The organism is Edaphobacter bradus, from assembly GCF_025685645.1.
In the GTDB taxonomy this organism is placed as follows: domain Bacteria; phylum Acidobacteriota; class Terriglobia; order Terriglobales; family Acidobacteriaceae; genus Edaphobacter; species Edaphobacter bradus.
The window spans coordinates 434,723-453,427 of record NZ_JAGSYF010000003.1 but is presented as its reverse complement, the minus strand read 5'-3'; the positions used below and the strand labels follow the sequence as shown (position 1 = coordinate 453,427).

The following is an 18,705-nucleotide window of genomic DNA, read 5'->3' as shown; positions in this document are numbered from 1 at the left end:
TCGCGCGACCGCGCTGGCACTCGCGGAGCACCATACACTTGACGGACCGAAATCTGTTTCTAGCGCTGGGGCCCAATGCGCTGTACCTGCTAACAATCAACCCCTAGAGGTAATGATGCTCTGCCACGAACGTTCATTGAAGCTTCTTGTGTCTTTTGTAGCCTTGGTGATGTTGGCAACTCTCGGCGGGTCTCCGCGAGTGATGGCCCAGGACCTCTGGTATCAGACGGTGGTCTTCGAGAATAGCGTTTCTACTGCGTCATATTTCTACACCGCGGGCAAAGTGAATGCGCCGAGCGCGCTGGAGCTAATCAACAAGAAGCTGCCAATTGACACGTCCAGCTTTGTGAGCGGACCAAACTCGCTGCGTCTGCACTGGCAGTCGAAGCCGGGCGGCGGATGGGACGTGGAACTGCGGCTGATGCAGTGGCCAAACCGCTACATCAATTTCACGGGCGACAGCCTTTACCTGTGGCTGTATTCAGCGAAGGCGCTGCCAGCAACTGCGCTGCCCCAGCTCACGCTTCGCGACAGCACCAATGCATTTACCAATCGGCTGCCTCTGAGAAAGTTTGCGCAGGACTTGCCGGCGGGCAAGTGGACGCGCGTCCGGGTACCGCTTGCGAACTTCCATTCGATGTCGGTGCGTCCGTTTGAAGTGCGGCACGTAAACACGCTTATCTTCTCGCAGGGCGAGACCGATGGCGTCGAGCATACGCTGCTGCTGGACGATGTGTTTATTGAGAATAAGGCGGTCCAGCGCGCGCCAGCGCCGGCGGCGCCGAAAAATCTGCGGGCTCAGGGTTTTGAGCGGCATGTCGAACTGACGTGGACACCAGTGGAGAGCCCCTCGGTCGCGCAGTATGTAATTTACCGCTCGATGAGGGGCGGCCCATTCCGCATGATCGGTGTGCAGCGTCCAGGCGTGCACCGCTATGAGGACTTCGTAGGCGATCCGCACTTCTCGGCGAGGTATAAGGTGACGGCACGCACGTCGGCACTGAGGGAGTCGCCGACGTCCGGTGTGGCTGAAGCGTCGACGCACCCGATGAACGACGACGAACTACTCTCTATGGTGCAGCAAGCTTCGTTCCAGTACTACTGGGACGGCGCGGAACCGCATAGCGGGCTGGCGCGGGAGTCCATACCAGGTGGCGATGACATTGTCGCGATCGGTGGCAGCGGGTTCGGGTTGATGTCGATGATTGTGGCGGCGGACCGCGGGTTTGTGCCGCGGACTCAAATCGTGCAACGGTTACTGCACATTACAGACTTCCTGGCGAAGGCTGACCGCTTTCATGGCGTATGGCCGCATTATCTGAACGGAATGACTGGTAAGGTATTGCCGGTGTTCGGTGTGTACGACGACGGAGGCGACCTGGTGGAGACCTCGTTCCTGATGCAGGGGCTGCTCGCAGTGCGCGGATACTTCACGCACGACGATCCGGCAGAACGGCGGCTGCGCGACCAGATCACGGAGTTGTGGAAGGGGGTGGAGTGGGACTGGTACACCTCGGATTCGAAAGATGCACTCTACTGGCACAGTTCACCAACGTACGGATTCCATATTGCGCACCGGCTCGAGGGCTGGAACGAAACGATGATCACGTATATGCTTGCGATCGCTTCGCCGACCCACCCGGTGCCTGCAAGCTTCTACTCCACAGGATTTGCAGCGGAAGGGAACCCGTCGCATGTGTTCGGCAAAGGGCAGGTCATCGACGGAATTCCGGTGGCGATGAATTATTCTCCGGGATCGGCAGGGCCGCTCTTCTTCACACACTACTCGTTCATGGGGTATGACCCTCGGAATGTGCGCGACAAGTACGCGAACTACTTTGTGAACAATCGCAACGAGTCGCTGGTCCAGCAGAAGCATGCGATCGAAAACCCAAAGCACTTTGAAGGCTATGGCGCCGACACGTGGGGCTACTCGGCGGTTACCGGGCCGATAGGGTATCGCGAGTATCGCGGCTCCGTGGAGGATGATGGCACAATTGCTCCTACGGCGGCAGCTGGCGCGTATGTGTACACGCCGCAGGAATCACTGCTCGCCATCAAGCACTTCTATCGTGATCTGGGTGCGCAGGTGTGGGACGTGTACGGGTTCCGCAACGCATTCAACCAGACCCAAGACTGGTACGCGCCGACGGAACTGGCGCTGAATCAGGGACCGCAAGTGGTGATGATCGAGAACGGGCGCACGGGACTTATCTGGCACAGCTTTATGAGCAACCCGGAGATACGCGCGATGCAGAAAGCGATCGGCCTGCAGCCTGATCCGGAACCGCAACAGAAGTACTATGGTACGACGCAGGTCGGAACGAAGGACAGCTATGCGGAAGGGCCGGGAAAAAGGTAAGCCGCAAACTTCGAACAGTCGTGTGAGCCTCAAAGAACTTGCGGCTCATCTCGGCCTTTCGCAGACGACGGTATCGCGCGTGGTGAACCAATCGCCCGGTTCGCGGCGTATCTCGCCAGAGACGCAGCAGCGCGTGCTGGCGGCAGCGGATGAGCTGAACTACACGCCGAACGCGCTGGCGCGCGGGTTGCGCAACAAGCACAGCCAGACGGTGAGCGTAATTGTTCCTGAGATCAGCGACGGCTACTCGACGACGGTGCTGAGCGGAATCGAAGATGCGCTTCTGATTGCCGGGTATTTTTACTTTGTGGTGAGCCACCGCCACCGGCCGGAGTTGCTGCGCAAGTATCCGCGGCTGCTGCTGTCTCGTGCAGTAGAGGGCATCATCGCGGTGGACACGCCGCTGGAAGAAGACCTGCCGATTCCAGTGGTGTCGGTATCTGGGCACCTGCGGCACAAATCGGTAGTCAATATTGAACTGGACCATACGCTGGCAGCGCACTATGCGCTGGAACATCTGCGCAGCCTGGGGCACCGCGAAATTGCCATCATCAAAGGACAGCGGTTCAGCTCGGACACCCAAAGCCGCTGGCAGGCTATTCAGCGGGTGGCTCGGAAGCTTGGAATCACGCTGCATCCGAAGCTGGTGGTCGAACTGGAAGGCACGGGCATCGGCTCGGAGCCGGGACGCGCAGCGACGGTGAAGCTGCTGGGGCGCCAGGTACAGTTCACAGCGATCTTTGCGTTCAACGACGTCTCGGCGATTGGAGCGATCCAGGCGTTGCGCGATGCGAACCTGAGTGTGCCGCGGCAGGTTTCGGTGGTTGGCTTCGATGACATTGCGAGCGCGGCGACCAACGCGCCGGCGCTCACGACGGTGCGCCAGCCACTACAGGAAATGGGGCGCGTGGCAGCAATGACGCTTCTGCAGTTGCTCCAGGGAGAATCTGCCGGGACCCTTCAGAACCCGATTCGCGTGCTGCCCTCGTTCGTGCAGCGCAACTCCACGGCCTCGGTGTTACAGACCGCACGTGCGCAGGAACCCATTCTATTTCACGAGACGAGAGGATAAGGCTGATGGTTGTCGTTGAACAGACGAGCGCGAAGGCTTCCACGAACCAGTACTTCGCGTGGACTGCGATTCGGTTATGGACGGTTTGTTGTGTACTGACTGCTGGAACGATGGCCTTAACCTCGGCTGTTGCGCAGACTGTAGCATCGGCGAACCAGGAGTTGGCCTCGCCGGAGATCGAGCGAAAGGTGGAAGCGCTGCTGCGCCAGATGACGCTTGACGAAAAGCTGGGGCAACTCGTTCAGTACAACGGCGACGGATTTGTTGCTCCGTCTGCGGCCAAGGAGGACAGCGCGTTAGCGGCCAATCCGGAGGCCCACTATCGCGTCAACTCGATGGAGCTTGCGGCGGCGGGGAAGCTGGGGTCGATGCTGAATGTCACCGGCGCAGCGCGGACTGCGGCATTTCAGCATGCGGCGGTCGACAAGAGCCGGTTGCACATTCCACTTCTGTTTGGAGCAGATGTAATTCATGGTTATCGCACGGTTTATCCGGTGCCGCTAGGACTAGCGGCGACCTTCGACCCGGAGATGGTGACGAAGCTATCGCGGATGGCGGCGCAGGAAGCGACGACGGCAGGTATCCGCTGGTTTTACTCGCCGATGGTGGATATTTCGCGCGATGCACGGTGGGGACGCTCGACTGAAGGCGCCGGCGAAGATGCCTACCTTGGCGCGGCAATGGCGAGAGCGTACATTCGCGGATACCAAGGCACCAGCCTGAGACTGCCCGACAGCGTTGCGGCTTCCGTAAAGCATTATGCAGCGTATGGAGCGGCGGAGGCGGGTCGGGAATACAACACGACAGACATGAGCGACAGCCGGCTGCGGCAGGTGTACCTGCCACCGTACAAGGCTGCGGTCGAAGCCGGGGCAGCGACGATGATGAGCGCATTCAATGCGCTGAACGGTGTGCCCGCCACGGCCAATCCTTACCTGCTAGATACGATTCTGCGGAAGGAGTGGGGCTTCAACGGATTCGTGGTGAGCGACTATACGGCAGTGATGGAACTGCTACACCACGGGATCGCGCTAACCGCGTCGGATGCAACCGAAAAGGCGCTGAAGGCCGGTGTAGAAGTAGACATGATGTCGCACTTCTACGATGCGGAACTGCCGGGGCTGCTACGTTCGGGCAGAGTGCCGCAGAGTGTGATTGATGAAGCGGTCCGGCGTGTCCTGCGCGTAAAGTTTGCGCTCGGCTTGTTCGAGAATCCGTACCCTTCGGCGCCGGAGGTGACGGCGGCGGTCCCGGAGCACCGGCCACTGGTGCGCGAGGCAGCAGAGGAATCGTTGGTGCTGCTGAAGAACGAAGGGCTTGGCGGAGATCCGGCGCTGCCGCTGAAGCCGGGTGTAAAGCTGGCGCTGATCGGACCGCTCGCCGATAACGCCAATGAGATGCAAGGGGCGTGGGGAGGAGCGCACCGGTCTGCTGACGTTGTGACACTGCGGAGTGCTCTCGAAGAGTTTGCGAAGGCGAAGGGCGGATCCGTGGTCGCGGTCCGCGGCGCAGAAATTTCGGGGACGTCCGACGCGGGCTTTGCGGAGGCGGAGGCAGCTGCACGCGCAGCCAATGTCGTGGTGATGGCACTCGGCGAGTCCAGCGCGATGAGCGGTGAAGCTGGCTCGCGCACTCACTTGGATTTACCAGGGAACCAAGAGCAGTTGCTGGAGCGCGTAGTGGGCGTGGGCAAGCCGGTAGTCCTAGTAGTGTTTTCCGGCAGGCCACTGGTGCTTACGTGGGCGGCTGCACATGTGCCGTCCATCCTAGAGGCATGGTTTCCCGGCACCGAAGGCGGACACGCGATAACGAATGTCCTGTTCGGCATAACGGCTCCGAGCGGGAAGCTGCCGATGAGCTTCCCGGTCACTGAGGGGCAGGAGCCACTGTATTACAACCAGTTTCCTACGGGGCGGCCGCCGCTGCGGGCGGACCTGACGGTGCCGCCGGTCGGCGGAACGCGCTTCATCTCGCGGTATATCGACGCTCCGAATGCTGCGCTGTTCCCCTTTGGCTTTGGCCTGTCGTACACAACGTTTGCCTACTCGCATCTGACCGTGTCGCGCGCGGAGATTCCGCTCCGGGATGCGAAGCCGGGAAGCGCGCCTCTCGTGTTGGCCACTGCCACAGTGACCAACACCGGGAAGCGCGCGGGGACGGAGGTCGTGCAGTGTTACGTCGGCAACCGAGGTGCGAGCCTGGAGCAGCCGCTGCGTAGCCTGCAGGGATTCGCACGCGTGGCGCTGCAGCCCGGGGAATCACGGAAGGTTGAGTTTCCTCTGGGGTTTGAGGAGCTATCGTTTTACGACACCGAGCGAAACGCGAAGATGGAAGCGACGCAGTACACCGTGTGGATCGGCGGCGATTCGCTGGCGACGGAGAATGCTGGGTTCCGCGTGACGCCGTGATGCTAATGGAAGAAGTATGCGGCGGCCACGCGCCGAAGTTGGCGAGTTTCGCCTCATCCCCGGCGGTAGCCAGCCGCGAGTTCTTATCGACCTCCGACAGAATGCGAAAGGAAAAATTATTGCCCCTGTTATATTTAGCCCCCCCAAGTGGGGCACTGTGAAGTAAAGCCTCTGTATTCAGTAGAATACAGGGGCCTCTTCTGGGCAATCTTGTGAGACAGACCTTAGTACTCCCTGTTGTTTCCTGTTAACGGGAATCGGGCCCGGAGAGTGGTTCGCTTCAGAACTGCACCCATCGCCATGGAATATATGTTGTTAATAATAAACAGCTTACACAACCTATCTCTCCCCTAGCCCCCGCAATATCGCGAGTCGCTCTCTGATCGGAGAATCGCCTGAGAAGGTACAAGCCACCTCAGCTATCCCTTTTCTCTCCACTGCAGGACCCGAGTCGAAGTCTGGTTTTGGAAGTGTAAGACCGGTGTGCATCGGCGATTTGGCAGTTGATCCCCGGACGAGACAAAAATTCCATATACCTCCGTCTTCCCCTTGATGTGTCACAGCTGACACGGTGTGTGCCTACAGACACAGACGCTCGTCCCCTTCCGCGATACAACTTCTTTCTTTTCAAAGACGCTTCGGATGGCCTAGGGCATGCAATCTGTCTTTCCGTTCGTGACTGAACGAGGTGACAGATGCAGAGAAAGATCCCAGCTTCATGCCTCTCAGCTTTCATTCCGGCTCTTCTCGCAATGGGTTTTTCAGCACAGGCACAGAGTTCGGGCGAAGCGAAACGTTCGCTGGTGGTGAGTCTTCAGGGTCGCAAACTAGCGCTGCTAGAGGATGGGCGGGTAAAGAAGGTTTACGTCGTGGCGGTTGGGAAGAGGTCAACACCGAGTCCGACAGGGACCTTCAAAATCATTAGCCGCGTGAACAATCCCACGAACTCACACGCGGGCAAAGTCGTGGCTCCCGGGTGGGGAAATCCGGTAGGGACACGGTGGATGGGTTTGAACGTGAAGGGGTATGGGATTCATGGAACGGACGTGCCGAAGTCGATTGGGAATGCGGCTTCGCACGTCTGCATTCGCATGGGGCGACGCGACATAGAGGAACTGTTCGACGCGGTCAAAACGGGGGATGAGGCAAAGATCGTCAGCACTCCCGATCCGGACACGTCCACCGATCTTTGGCAGCGCAACACGAACGAGCGCTGCAACGGTTGCTCAGACAGCGGGCGACGAGACGACTCTGACAACTACGAACACGAATGCAGATAGCTGCGGCGGCAGCACAGCTCGGGCAGTAAAGGAGACATTCGATGGAAATTTTTGCAGAAGGACTGAGTGTGATCGGCGCCATGCTCCTGAGCGTGTCTTGTGGGCTTTTATTGGAAGAGTTGGTGTTTGGTGTACTGGCCCGGTTGTTCTTCGCTCGACAGCCGGAAGCCAGAAACGAAAAGGAGCGCAACTCACAAGGAGAATTCCCATGCTTGCGTTGAAGTACCTGCTTGTCGTGGCGGGAGTGCTGTTGCTGGCTACCGCAGTCTGGATCACAGCGTATGACCTGTGGATGGTAATGGTGTACCGGCGCCGGCTTGCGAGCGGCGTGGAAGGGCTGACGGAACCGGAACCAGTTCGCTGGCGTAGGCCGACCGTGATGACTATGGTTGCATGCGTGCCACTGCTAGTAGCAGAGAGCATTGTGGTGGTTCCAAGCGGGATGGGCGGCGTGCGTGTGAGCCAGATAAGTGGAACGTTGTCTGGGACGCTGTATTCGGGTGTGCACTTTGTAACTCCACTGACCGAAAGCGTCCAGACTTTCGACCTGCGGGACAAGCTGTTTACCACAGGGCCTACCCCGGATAGTTCAGCGCAACCTGGAGCCGCGAGGAGGAACGCGATGGATGTCCAGTCAAAGGAAGGATTGAGCATGGGTCTGGGCGTAACAGTGCGCTACCGGCTCGATCCGAAACGGCTGGACTATATTCAGTCCCACCTCCCGCAGCCGGTGGATACCGAGATTGTTCCTCCGGTAGTTGCGAGTGCGTGGCGGGAGTTGGCTCCCCACTACACGGTGCGCGAGATCTTCAGCGCGAAACGTGAGGACGTGCGTGAGCAGGCCGCGAGAACAATAACAAAGAAGCTGGCGGCGGACGGCATCATCGTGGAAGAGGTAATGCTGCGCGACGTTCAGCTTCCCGCAGAATACGCACAGGGACTGCAGAATCTACTGCTGAAGGAGCAGGAAGACGACCAACTCAATGTCCAGACGGAGATCCAGCAGAAGCAGGTGCGGATTGCCGAACTGCAGGCCGAGGCAGAGGCGGCGCAGAAGGTGAAGCAGGCGGAGGGCGATGCGAGGGCGAAGGTAGTTGAAGCGAAGGGCGAGTCTGATGCCATGCAGTACACGCTTCCACTGAAGCAGAAGCAGATTGAACAGTCGAAGTTGGAGGCCGAGGCGCGCAAGGAGGCCACGATTGAAAACGCCGATGCTGGGGCGCAGGCCAAGGTAATTGATAGCAAAGCTGAGCTGCAGCGGAGAAATCTGTTGGCGGATGCCGAGGCAAACCGTATTCGGATAACGGCTGCGGCAGACGCAGAAAGGATGCAGAGCGAGGCGAAGCTTCTGAACCAGTCCCCACTGCTGATCAACAAGATCATCGCAGAGCGGCTGTCGGACAAGATCCAGGTAGTGATGGTTCCGACAGACGGTAAGTTCTTCTTCGCAAACGATGTTTTCCGTGGCATGACAGGTGCGGCGATGAAGCAGGAGATGGACCAGAACGACCCTCCTCCAGTACAAGCCGGGCGCTAGATATGTAAGGAACCGGAGAGCGGGTATCTACCTTCATCGCAACAAGACTAGGGAGGCAGATACCCGACCTACCGGGAGCATCGAGCCATGCCGAGGGCAGGATATAATCCGCGAAAACAGATGAGAAGATTTCTGAAGCTGGCAATGGTTGTAGTGTGGCTGCAGGCCGCGCTCTTCCGTGCGAACGCAGCTGTGAATCGAGCACAGCCGGTCGCTGACCTGGCGAAGCAGATTGCAGCGATAGCCGGGCCCGGTCCGGCAAAGCTGACCATACGGAATCAGTCTTCCCTGAGTTCGGAGGAGCTTCCTGCGATAAGACAGATGATGGAGCGCAATCTCCGCGGGTACGGCGTCCTTGTTTCCCCCGCGGACGGCGCTACGCTCATCCGCGTGACACTTTCAGAGAATACGATGGGCGGGTTGTGGGTAGCCGAGATTCAGGAAGGCAAGGAAGTACGCGTGGCGATGGTTCGTGTGGACCTCGGCACAGCGGCGAGGACGCAGGCTGGAACGGGAATGACGTTGCGCAAGACGCTGGTATGGCAACAGGGGGAGCCAGTATTGGACGTACTGCTGTTGCAGGCAGGCGCCATTCGCAGAATGGTGGTGCTGGAGCCGGAGCGGATCGAGTCTTATGTGATGTCGGCAGGTGTTTGGACGAAGGAGCAGCAGGTCGAGATCGCGCACACACGGCCCTCTCCACGCGATATGCGCGGACACCTGATTGTCGGGCAAGAGAGTCTCTTTGATGCGTATCTGCCCGGCGCGCTGTGTTCTGGGGCGGAGAGCAATGGGGCATTGACGGTTTCGTGCGCCGACAGTGATGACCCATGGCCACTGACAACGCCGCGTCCGCTCTCGGAGCGCGACGGAGGCTCGAATACGGTTTTGCAAAAGGCTTTCTACAACGCGACGCGGAATTACTTTACCGGAGTGTTGGCGCCGGGCTTCGGCATGCAGTTACAGCCCTTTTATTCTGCCGCGGCTATCCCCCGCCTGAGCGGTGTGGCCGAGCTCCTTAGCGGAGTTGACGGTAAGGCTGTGATCATCGAGAACAATGCGATAAAGGCGATTGCGGGCGCGCGCGATTGGGGCAGCGATTTGGCAACTATTCACTCGGGTTGCGGTTCTGGTGTGCAGGCGCTTGTCTCTGGATCGGGTGCGACACCGACCGACAGTGTTCGAGCCTACGAGATTCCAGGCAGGGAGGCTGAACCGGTAAGCGCGCCTTTGGCACTGGATGGGCCGGTGATGGCGATGTGGCCATCGAGCGACGGCGCGAGCGCGACAGTAGTGGTTCAAACGTCAGCAACCGGACAGGCGCAATCGATGCAATATGAGGTGTATAGTGTTTCGGCGCTTTGCAACTAGCGGGGTTCTGCTGTGCTGTACGCTCGCGGCGGGCGCGCGGACGCGTCCGCACTATGGGGGAACGCTGCGCGTCGACACTCTGGGCGATCCGTGGCAAGGCCCGTACGGTCTTGCGCGACGACTGACCATGGATGGTTTGACGCGACTGGATGCAGTGGGTCCAGTGCATCCAGCATTGGCGTTGCGATGGGAATCACAAAATGGGGATCATCGCTGGCAGTTCTGGATTCGCCCAAATGTGCAGTTCCCAGATGGCACACCATTGACTGCCGATGCAATCGCGGGGTCGCTCACACAATCCTGCCGGGACGGATGCCCATGGACGAAGGTTCATGCGGTTGGATCGTCGGTGGTGTTCAACAGCGATTCGCCTGAGGCGGACCTGCCGGCACTGCTAGCACAGTCGAAGTTTCTGATCTCGCACCAGAACGCGCAGGGCGCGTTAGAGGGAACAGGGCCGTTTCGCATAACGGGATTTCCCAATGGCGTAATGCTCTTTACTGCGAACGACGATTACTGGGGCGGCCGGCCCTTTGTGGATACGGTAGAGCTGCGGCCAAAGCGGAGCATTCGCGATCAGTGGCTGGATCTGAGTATTGGGAGGGCCGATATCGTAGAGGTTCCGCCAGAGATGCTGCGGCAGGCGCAACAGCAGCGCTTAACCATGTTGGCGTCAAATCCTGTGAATCTGCTGTTGCTGCAGATTGCGAATACCGGAAAGTTGGCGAACCCTCAGTTGCGACAGGCGATTGTTCTGGCGGTGGACCGCAGCGCTCTGTACAACGTGATTTTTCAAAAGCAGGGAGAGGTAACGGCAAGCGTGATTCCGGGGGCGTTGAGTGGATATGCATTTCTATTCCCTCTTGGCCGGGACCTGAATCGAGCGCAGGAGCTTCGAGGCGGGGCGACACCTCCTCCGCTGACTCTGGCGGTGGAAGATGGCAATGCTGAGATGCAACTGGCCGCAGAGCGTATAGCGCTAAACCTGCGGGAAGCGGGGTTCCGGATTCAGGTAACTTCTGGTGGTGGAGGCAAACCACAGGCGGATATTGTCCTGCGGAGGGTCCATCTTGAGGCCAACGATCCACGCGCGGCGCTGAATGAGATGATAGGGGCTTCCGAACAACATGTGACTGCAACAGGTACAGATACGACGGCGCTGTATGACGCTGAGAGAGATTTTCTGGCAGGGTATACAGTCGAGCCCTTGCTCTGGCTTCCGCAAGCGTATGCGGTTGGCGAACGGGTACGCGATCTTCGCCTGGCAGCGGACGGAACTCCGCTGATCGCTGGCGCGGCGCTCAACGATTCGAAGTGAGGACCTGAAGTGAGCCTGCGACAAAAACTACTGCTGATGTTTTCGCTCACTGTGATAGCAGCGGTGGCAGCAGTGGGGTGGACAGTTTCAGTGCGGGTGCGACGCGTCTTTGAGCGGCTGGACCAGGAGCAGACTGCGGCATTCGCCGGCCAGTTCCGGCGAGAGTTTCAACATCGTGCAGATGATGTTGCCACCGCGCTGGATCGTATGGCAGCGAGCGAACGGATGACGCGCATGGCCGTTGAACTGACACAGGGAGGAGACACGGCACCGTATTTGCAAGAGGCGGCATCGCTGGCTCAAGATTACAGGCTCGACTTTCTTGAGATTGCAAACAAGGACGGCAGCATCATCTCGTCCGCTCAATGGCCGGCACGTTTTGGATATAGAGAGCCGTCTGTTGAGACAGCCGGAAGACCACCTTTCCTGAAGCAGGAGGATCTGCCAGATGGTTCATCGCAAATGGGTCTCTTTGCAGTACGCTGGGTTCGCGAAGGCGAGGCATCCATTTATCTGATAGGGGGAACAAAGTTGGACCGTGAGTTCCTTGCAGATCTTCCTGTTCCTGTCGGCACGCAGGTGTATCTCTACCGCAACGCAGGGAGTGCATTCGACGCGCACGGTTTGACAGGGGTAAACGGCAGTGTTCCCGAAGCCTCAAAGTATCAGCCTCTGATCGATACAACCCGGGCAACAGCAAACGATGCAAATGGGGTAGTTTTTCTCACGGCAAGGCGCGAGGACAGCGTGAACGCAACGGCGATCCCTCTGAGGGCCGACAACGGTCGTGTGATGGCAGCGCTGCTTGTCACCAACTCTCGGCGGGGCATGGTGGAGGTGCAGCAACACATCCGCGCCATCGCCTACGGTGTGGCAGGATTTGGGATTCTGTTCGCGATCGCGGCTAGCTTGTGGATTGCGGCCCGGGTATCACGGCCGATCGAGCAGCTTGCGCTCGCCGCAGGCAAAGTGGCTCAAGGGCAATGGGATTCCCATGTAAGCGTAGACACGAAGGATGAGCTGGGCGCACTGGCAGCGAGCTTCAATCACATGACGTCGCAGCTTGTAGATCAGCGCGACCGGCTAGTGCAGAGCGAACGGGTAGCGGCTTGGCGCGAACTGGCACGGCGTCTGGCGCACGAGCTAAAAAACCCACTCTTTCCTCTGCAACTGACAGTGGAAAATATGGTGCGCGCGCGGCAGCTCCCGGCAAACGAATTTGACGAGGTGTTTGTGGAGAGCACAGAGGCTCTGAAGGCGGAAATCACGAATCTCAAGACAATCATCGGCCGATTCAGCGATTTCTCAAAGATGCCGAAGCCGCAGGAAGCGGAGATCGATGCGCGATATGTGATTAGACGCGTGTTGTCGTTGTACGAACCCGCATTGAAGGAACGTGAGCGGCCGATTGCGCTGCAGACACAGATTGCCGAGGAGCCGTTGACCATTTCGGCGGACGCTGATCTGCTGCATCGGGCGCTGTCAAATCTCGTTCTGAATGCCATTGACGCTATGCCGGAGGGTGGAACACTTAGCGTGTCGGCGGCGCACAATGACGGAGCGGTGCGCATTTGTGTATCCGATACGGGCAAAGGGTTGAATCCCGAAGAGCGCGAGCGGTTGTTTACGCCGTACTACACGACAAAGGAGCACGGAACGGGACTCGGGTTGGCGATTGTACAGTCAGTGGTAGCGGATCATCGCGGAACGATATTCGTAGAGAGCTCGCAAGGCAGGGGAGCTACCTTTGTGATAGATCTTCCTGTCGAGAACAAGACAAACCTATGAGCAACAAAGCCGACATTCTTATCGTTGATGACGAGACAAATACTTTGGCGACGCTGGCGCGGGCTTTCCGGCTTGCAGGGCATGAAGCGACGGTGTGCGATAACGCGGCGCGGGCGCTGGAACTGGCTCAGACACGTGCTTTCGATCTGATCCTGTCGGACGTAGTGATGCCAAGACGCGACGGGCTAGCGCTGCTCGAGGACCTGAAGGCAAATGGAGTAGCTACGCCAGTGGTGATGATGTCTGGCCAGGCGCATATCGAGATGGCGGTAAAGGCAACCCGGCTTGGGGCGCTGGACTTTCTGGAGAAGCCGCTGTCAACCGAAAAGCTCCTGCTTACGGTAGAAAATGTGTTGAAGCTGAAGCGGCTTGAAGCGGAAAACAAAGACTTGCGGCGTCGCGTCGGCAAACACGAGATGGTATGGACGGGTGAGACAATGCGGCGGGTGATAGCACAGATTGAGCGTGTGGCCGCCAGCGAGACTCGAGTCTGCATCTACGGGGAAACCGGGACTGGAAAGGAACTTGTAGCACGCGCGCTGCATGAGAAGAGCCCGCGTTCCGGTGGTCCGTTTGTGACACTAAACTGCGCAGCGGTTCAGCGGAACTGATCGAGTCGGAGTTGTTTGGACACGAGAAGGGATCGTTTACCGGAGCCGCTCAGCGGCACGTTGGCAGATTTGAACAGGCGCGTCACGGCACGCTTTTTCTAGACGAGATTGGCGATATGCCTGCGGCGATGCAGGCAAAACTGCTGCGTGTGCTGGAAGAAAAGGAAGTTGAGCGAATCGGCGGCGACAAGCCGATCCGCGTAGACGTGCGCGTAGTGGTGGCTACGCACAGGAATCTGGAAGAGCTGGTGCGCGCGGGGACATTCCGTCAGGATTTGTATCACCGTGTCGTTGTGTTTCCCATCCAGCTTCCGGCTCTACGTCAACGGAAAGAGGACATTCCAGCGCTGGTGGAACACCTTGTTCGACAGGTGTGCGGTCAGAATGGATGGAAGTCTATTCCCTTCACATCTGGTGCAATCGTGGCGCTGCAGGCTTACCCGTGGCCGGGGAATATCCGTGAGCTGAGGAATGTCGTGGAACGATTGCTGCTATTGGCGGAAGAGGTAATCGAGGCCGCAGCAGTAGAGCAGGCACTTCCGAACGCAAGGATGGCCGGCACGGATTTTGCCAGGAATGCCGTTGGTCCATTGGCAGGTCGGGTGATGGAGTTCGAACGTGCGACTGTGCTGGCAGAGTTAGAACGGAATCATCGGCACGTTACAAGCGCAGCAAAGGCTCTGGGGTTGGAGCGGAGCCATTTTTATAAGAAATGCCAGCAATTGGGCATTGATTTGAAAATGGAATAAGACGATCAGGGTGTTCTATCCATTCGTAGATAGGAAGAAATCGCAGCCAACCTCGCCCCAGTGCACCATGATGCGGTTTCGTTTTACAAAGAGTTTCTTGTGGATATACTCTGCTTCGCGTGGCAGTGTTGGGGGTTATTTGATGGAGGGAAGACTGCGTGCTGTTATTTCATAGTGGCCAGGACTGGCGAGTTCAATGACTCGCACTGGTTCCCGCGGTCCGCTTCTGAGGCACGTTGCGCAGCGGGAGAGTCTGCCGTTGACGTAGACCTCGGCGTTGGGGTCGAATGGCGTGAACCTGACCACGGCTTTGCTGACTCCTTGTGGAAACTCGAGGACGATTCCCCTCTTCTTGTCGACGTTGATTTTGATGAGGCCGTGTGGGGTGGGCACTGCGCCGTATGCCCAGGCTAGATCCAAGAGATCGGGGTGAATGTCTACCGTGCCGTAGCCGGGTTCGAGTGGAGTGATGCCGAGGATATTTTCTGCCAGCCAGGCAGTGGGGCCAGCGGACCAGCCATGGGCGAGCGAGACAAAGTAACCCGAGGTGCCGTCGGCCTGCAAGGAGAGATGGGGGTTGGACTTTGGCCAGCGTAGATCGTAGCTCTCCCAAAAAGAGGTTGCGCCTTCGGCCAGCATTCCCCCCCAGTACTGGCGCAACCAGTCGAGGGCTTCGCGGCGGTGGCCAAGCGAGGCCATGGCATCGAGTAGGTAGGCGTTGAAGTATGGGCTGATGATCTGGTCGGTGGGGCTGTCCTGTTTGACGTGGGAGAGGACGTTGTTCCAGATTGCTGTGTCTTTGGAGTCGGCCACCGTGAGAGTCGCGAGCGAGTTGAGCTGCCAGCTTGTGCCGTACGTGCCGGTGTTGGGATCGCGAAAGGCGGCCTGGGCTGCGGCGATGGACTTGCGGGCCCGGGCTTCGTACTTCGCGTTGTTGGCGGTGTCGCCCAGATAGGTGAAGAGGTGGGCAGCGGCGGTGTAGGCGCGGATGTACTGGAGCTCGGTGCCGATGCGCGCCTCGGGAGTGTCGGTGTGAAGGCCGGGAGCCCAGTCTACAAAGAGCCACGCGTGTCCGGCCTTGGCTACGAGTCCGGTGGAGTCGAGAGTAGTGTCCATGCCGGCGAGGATGCGGAGGAGGTCGTCGCGCTGGGAGGCGAGGAAGGCCCTGTCTCCGGTGTGGAGATAGAGATTGTAGAGGCTCGTGATCCAGAGAGCGGAGTAGCCGGGAATGCCGTTGATGGCGGGGGCAGGACCGGTTCCTTCCGGCACGAGACCTCGTAGAGTGTCTTCAATCATCAGGGTGTCGGCGAAAACAGTGGAGATGACTCGGCCGGCGACATCGAGGTCCCCCGCCCAATAACCCCTATCTCGTTTGATGGCATCCCAGATGCCGTCCTGCATGCACAGGTGGGCCGTGTAGGCGCCGGTCTCCCAGATGCGGTTGAGCAGAGGGTCGGAGGACTCGAAGTGGCCGGCGTAATTGACGGGGTAGTAGATACCCTCCACGCGAATGGACTTGAAGGTGGTGAGTGGTGCTCCGCGGAGGAAGGCAATCCGGACATATCGGAAACCGGATTTGGGGCCGCGGGCCGTGCCGTGCGCAGGAACCTCGATGATGTTCGTTCCCAGGTAGTTGCCGCCTTGCTGGCCGGTGGTGAGGCCGGTGCTCATGGCCTCGATCTCGGACTCTCCGTACGCGATGGAAAGACTGGCGATGCAGTCGCAGGCGGATTCGACGAGAAGGCGGCCAGAAACCTCGCGGCCGAAGTCGAGGAGAAGGGTTGGAGCTTCGGCGTCGGTGAATATGTTGGGTAGGGTAATGGTGAAAGGCGCTGCCGATGGCCGGGTGAGGGCATCGAGGTTGGCCAATCGCGAGTGTGCAGCGTGGATATGAGTAACGTTCTGGGGCTGGAGCGCGTAGACACGAAGAGGCTCGGACATGCCCATATAGCCGGGCCATGCGTACATGCCGGCGTCGGCGTTCCATTGGAAGAAGTCTATGTTGCCCTCGATGGGACCCAGGGATGCGGCTGCCGGCCAGTCACGGTCGTCGAAGGTTGGGTCTTGCCAATGAACAGCGTGCGTGGCGGTGGAGCGCCAGTTTGTGTCGGTGACAACGAGGGCAGGAGCTTCCACGCCGAATGCTGCGGGGATGATCTTGGCGACGAGGACTTCCCCGTAGGCTAGCTGCTGGGTGGCGATGGCACCGGCGCCATTGGCGACTCCGCGGCCCCGGATGGCTTCGATAGCAAGCGTATTGTCGCCGACCTTGAGAGCCTGGGTTGCATTGGCGTGGAAGACGCGGAAGTTGATGGGCGCGTCGATGTTGCTGGTGAAGTCGGCGAGGAGGTGGCCGTTGAGGTAAACATGGGCTTCGCGTGGGCCGGCGATGTAGAGGGTCGCTGCATCGGGAATGCGGGTGACGCTGAAACGGGCGCGAAAGAAGTGAGGGTCCGCGCGGAGTTGAGGGCGATTCCAAGGAAAGTTGCTGCGGTCGGGACGGCGGACAGTAATGTCGCCTGATGTCCAGATGTATTGGTCGGGGAGTGGAGTGTGGAGCGGCTGCGATGTGGTTTCCGGATTGCGGGTGGGGTCGAGCCTGCCGTCGGGGAAGATGTTTTGCGCAGGGAGGCTGGTGACGGTCAGGATGACGAGCGCGAAGAGAGGTCGATGGATAGGCATAGGCCGTGGGTTATCGAACGCTTTCCAACTGCCTGCAAAAGAGATGGCAGTGTGCGTATCGGGGGTCACCTTTGCTGCCTCCCAAAGCCGGTCGCGAGGCTACTGAACAAGCTTTGGATGACCAACAGCCTTTACAATCAAATTGGCTGTTTTGGCTCCTGAATGTCAGCGTCACTTCGCCAATTCTCAAAGACCTCGACTAGCTCCGTCGCCCGGATGCTTGGCCCTTTAGACGGGCAAGACCATATCAGTGAAGATGCACTGATACCAGCTTAGTCTGTAGAGGAACCCCGCTGCTAATCGTAATTTCAAGCACAGCTTCGAAGGGATGGATTTTCCCGTTGGCCAATGAAGCGGCATGAACTAATTCTGCGACACTTTCAGGGCGGCTGGCGTACTCCACCGCTGCTTGCGTTCCGAACGTTGTCAAACCGCTGAATCCAAACGTCCATTTTCCGTGTTCAGCCCCCGGCGCCAGTGTGAGGATCGCGTAGTCCTTTGTGAGCGGGTGGTCAGGGCGAGAATACAAGGCAGGCTCACCCTTTTGGGGATGAAGATTCACAATCCCTGCGGAATCAGCATTCGACACGATGGTAAAGTCGCTGGACGAAGGCACTACCTTTGAAGCAGGATTTTGTGCTGGGGAGCCAACGAAGATCAGATTCTTCAGCTTGGCCTCATCCCACGTGACGAGACGACTGCGTTTGAGAATAAATGTTGAGTGGTGCGCGTCGAAGAGCTGAGTTAGCTCATGAATTGCCACGACTTCGCCAACGCCTGTGTAACTCTCGACAAACTGAACTCCTGATGGGTGTGCCTGTTCCTCATCAGGCGAAGCAAGGCGAAGGCCGCTGTTTGAATTGCCCACGAACAGTGCATTGCTGTAAATGACAAGTGGGGGGTCATCTGACAGGAACGGATGCCATAGCTGCTCCATCTCTGAGTGGGGAGTCGGTTGCTTTGGCCATGCCCGCCAGACCAGTAAGGCTATTGCAATCAGGGCGAAACTGATTGTAATCAGCTTTTTTGACTTGTGAATTGACGGTGGGGTCGACGGAGAAACGGGATCCATCGCCGACGCGGGCGCGTCGGATGCAGTGTCTGCTTGCGAGGGCCCTGATGCGATGTTGGATGAACGAAAGACCGGAAGGTAATGCCCCTTTGGTATTTCGATGACCATTTCTTCGGTAGCGCCCTCGCCAGCAAAATATGCTCCTAATCTCTGCCGCAGCAGACGAGCGTGAGTGCGGACGATGCTGTCCTCGCTGGAGTTATACCCGGGTAAGCGTTGGAAGACATTTATGCCAATTTGCTGCTCGGTTGCCTCTTCTGGAGCTTCACGAAGGGCGCACTCGGTCACGTAAAGCAAAAAATCCCGAAGCCTGCTCGAGCCTCTCAGGTGTTGGCTGGATACAACACGTTGTACGAGGAGCCAACGCGGATCCTCTGAGTGTTTCTGGCTAAGTTCATGAAAGATAGGGGAGCTCGGGGTCACTTCTACATATTTTACACCCCGTTTATCACCGG

At 58.6% G+C, this 18,705-nt stretch carries 12 protein-coding genes and 1 pseudogene; 11 read left to right on the top strand and 2 right to left on the bottom strand.

Annotation, left to right across the window (positions count from 1 at the left end):
* The first annotated feature begins 169 nt into the window (after positions 1-169).
* From OHL16_RS14205 to OHL16_RS20480, 11 genes and pseudogenes are all read left to right on the top strand, one after another.
* A complete protein-coding gene (locus OHL16_RS14205; RefSeq protein WP_263367834.1) occupies positions 170-2,362 on the top strand; it encodes a glucoamylase family protein in 2,193 nt (730 codons plus the stop codon).
* Positions 2,363-2,384: 22 nt separating this feature from the next.
* Positions 2,385-3,434 carry a LacI family DNA-binding transcriptional regulator gene (locus OHL16_RS14200; RefSeq protein WP_263367833.1) on the top strand — a complete coding sequence of 350 codons (1,050 nt, stop codon included), beginning with the start codon at positions 2,385-2,387 and terminating at the stop codon, positions 3,432-3,434.
* 5 nt (positions 3,435-3,439) lie between these two features.
* On the top strand, positions 3,440-5,842 hold the full coding sequence (locus tag OHL16_RS14195) for a glycoside hydrolase family 3 N-terminal domain-containing protein (RefSeq protein WP_263367832.1): 2,403 nt from the start codon (positions 3,440-3,442) through the stop codon (positions 5,840-5,842).
* Positions 5,843-6,537: 695 nt separating this feature from the next.
* Complete coding sequence (locus OHL16_RS14190) at positions 6,538-7,122, top strand: L,D-transpeptidase (RefSeq protein ID WP_263367831.1); 585 nt, start codon at positions 6,538-6,540, stop codon at positions 7,120-7,122.
* A gap of 41 nt (positions 7,123-7,163) precedes the next feature.
* The gene (locus tag OHL16_RS14185) at positions 7,164-7,343 is read left to right on the top strand and encodes a hypothetical protein (RefSeq protein ID WP_263367830.1); all 180 of its coding nucleotides are present in this window, start codon (positions 7,164-7,166) and stop codon (positions 7,341-7,343) included.
* Positions 7,331-8,659, top strand: a complete 1,329-nt coding sequence (locus tag OHL16_RS14180; RefSeq protein WP_263367829.1) for an SPFH domain-containing protein — start codon at positions 7,331-7,333, stop codon at positions 8,657-8,659. Before OHL16_RS14185 ends, OHL16_RS14180 begins: the two co-directional genes overlap by 13 nt.
* Before the next feature lie 120 nt (positions 8,660-8,779).
* Positions 8,780-10,030 (top strand): hypothetical protein, encoded by a 1,251-nt coding sequence (locus tag OHL16_RS14175; protein WP_263367828.1) that lies wholly within the window; start codon positions 8,780-8,782, stop codon positions 10,028-10,030.
* Positions 10,008-11,348, top strand: coding sequence for an ABC transporter substrate-binding protein (locus tag OHL16_RS14170; protein ID WP_263367827.1), 1,341 nt, complete (start codon positions 10,008-10,010; stop codon positions 11,346-11,348). Before OHL16_RS14175 ends, OHL16_RS14170 begins: the two co-directional genes overlap by 23 nt.
* A gap of 9 nt (positions 11,349-11,357) precedes the next feature.
* A complete protein-coding gene (locus OHL16_RS14165; RefSeq protein WP_263367826.1) occupies positions 11,358-13,136 on the top strand; it encodes a sensor histidine kinase in 1,779 nt (592 codons plus the stop codon).
* Positions 13,133-14,007, top strand: a pseudogene (locus OHL16_RS20330) (sigma-54-dependent transcriptional regulator); the annotation flags it as partial. The gene OHL16_RS14165 and the pseudogene OHL16_RS20330, both read left to right, overlap by 4 nt.
* Positions 13,996-14,496 carry a hypothetical protein gene (locus OHL16_RS20480; RefSeq protein WP_449506065.1) on the top strand — a complete coding sequence of 167 codons (501 nt, stop codon included), beginning with the start codon at positions 13,996-13,998 and terminating at the stop codon, positions 14,494-14,496. The pseudogene OHL16_RS20330 and the gene OHL16_RS20480, both read left to right, overlap by 12 nt.
* Before the next feature lie 135 nt (positions 14,497-14,631).
* Here the strand turns inward: OHL16_RS20480 and OHL16_RS14150 are convergent, their stop codons facing one another.
* Both OHL16_RS14150 and OHL16_RS14145 read right to left on the bottom strand, forming a co-directional pair.
* Positions 14,632-17,178 carry an alpha-L-rhamnosidase-related protein gene (locus OHL16_RS14150; RefSeq protein ID WP_263367823.1) on the bottom strand — a complete coding sequence of 849 codons (2,547 nt, stop codon included), beginning with the start codon at positions 17,176-17,178 and terminating at the stop codon, positions 14,632-14,634.
* Between the two features lie 247 nt (positions 17,179-17,425).
* Positions 17,426-18,547, bottom strand: a complete 1,122-nt coding sequence (locus OHL16_RS14145; protein WP_263367822.1) for a hypothetical protein — start codon at positions 18,545-18,547, stop codon at positions 17,426-17,428.
* Positions 18,548-18,705: the final 158 nt, after the last annotated feature.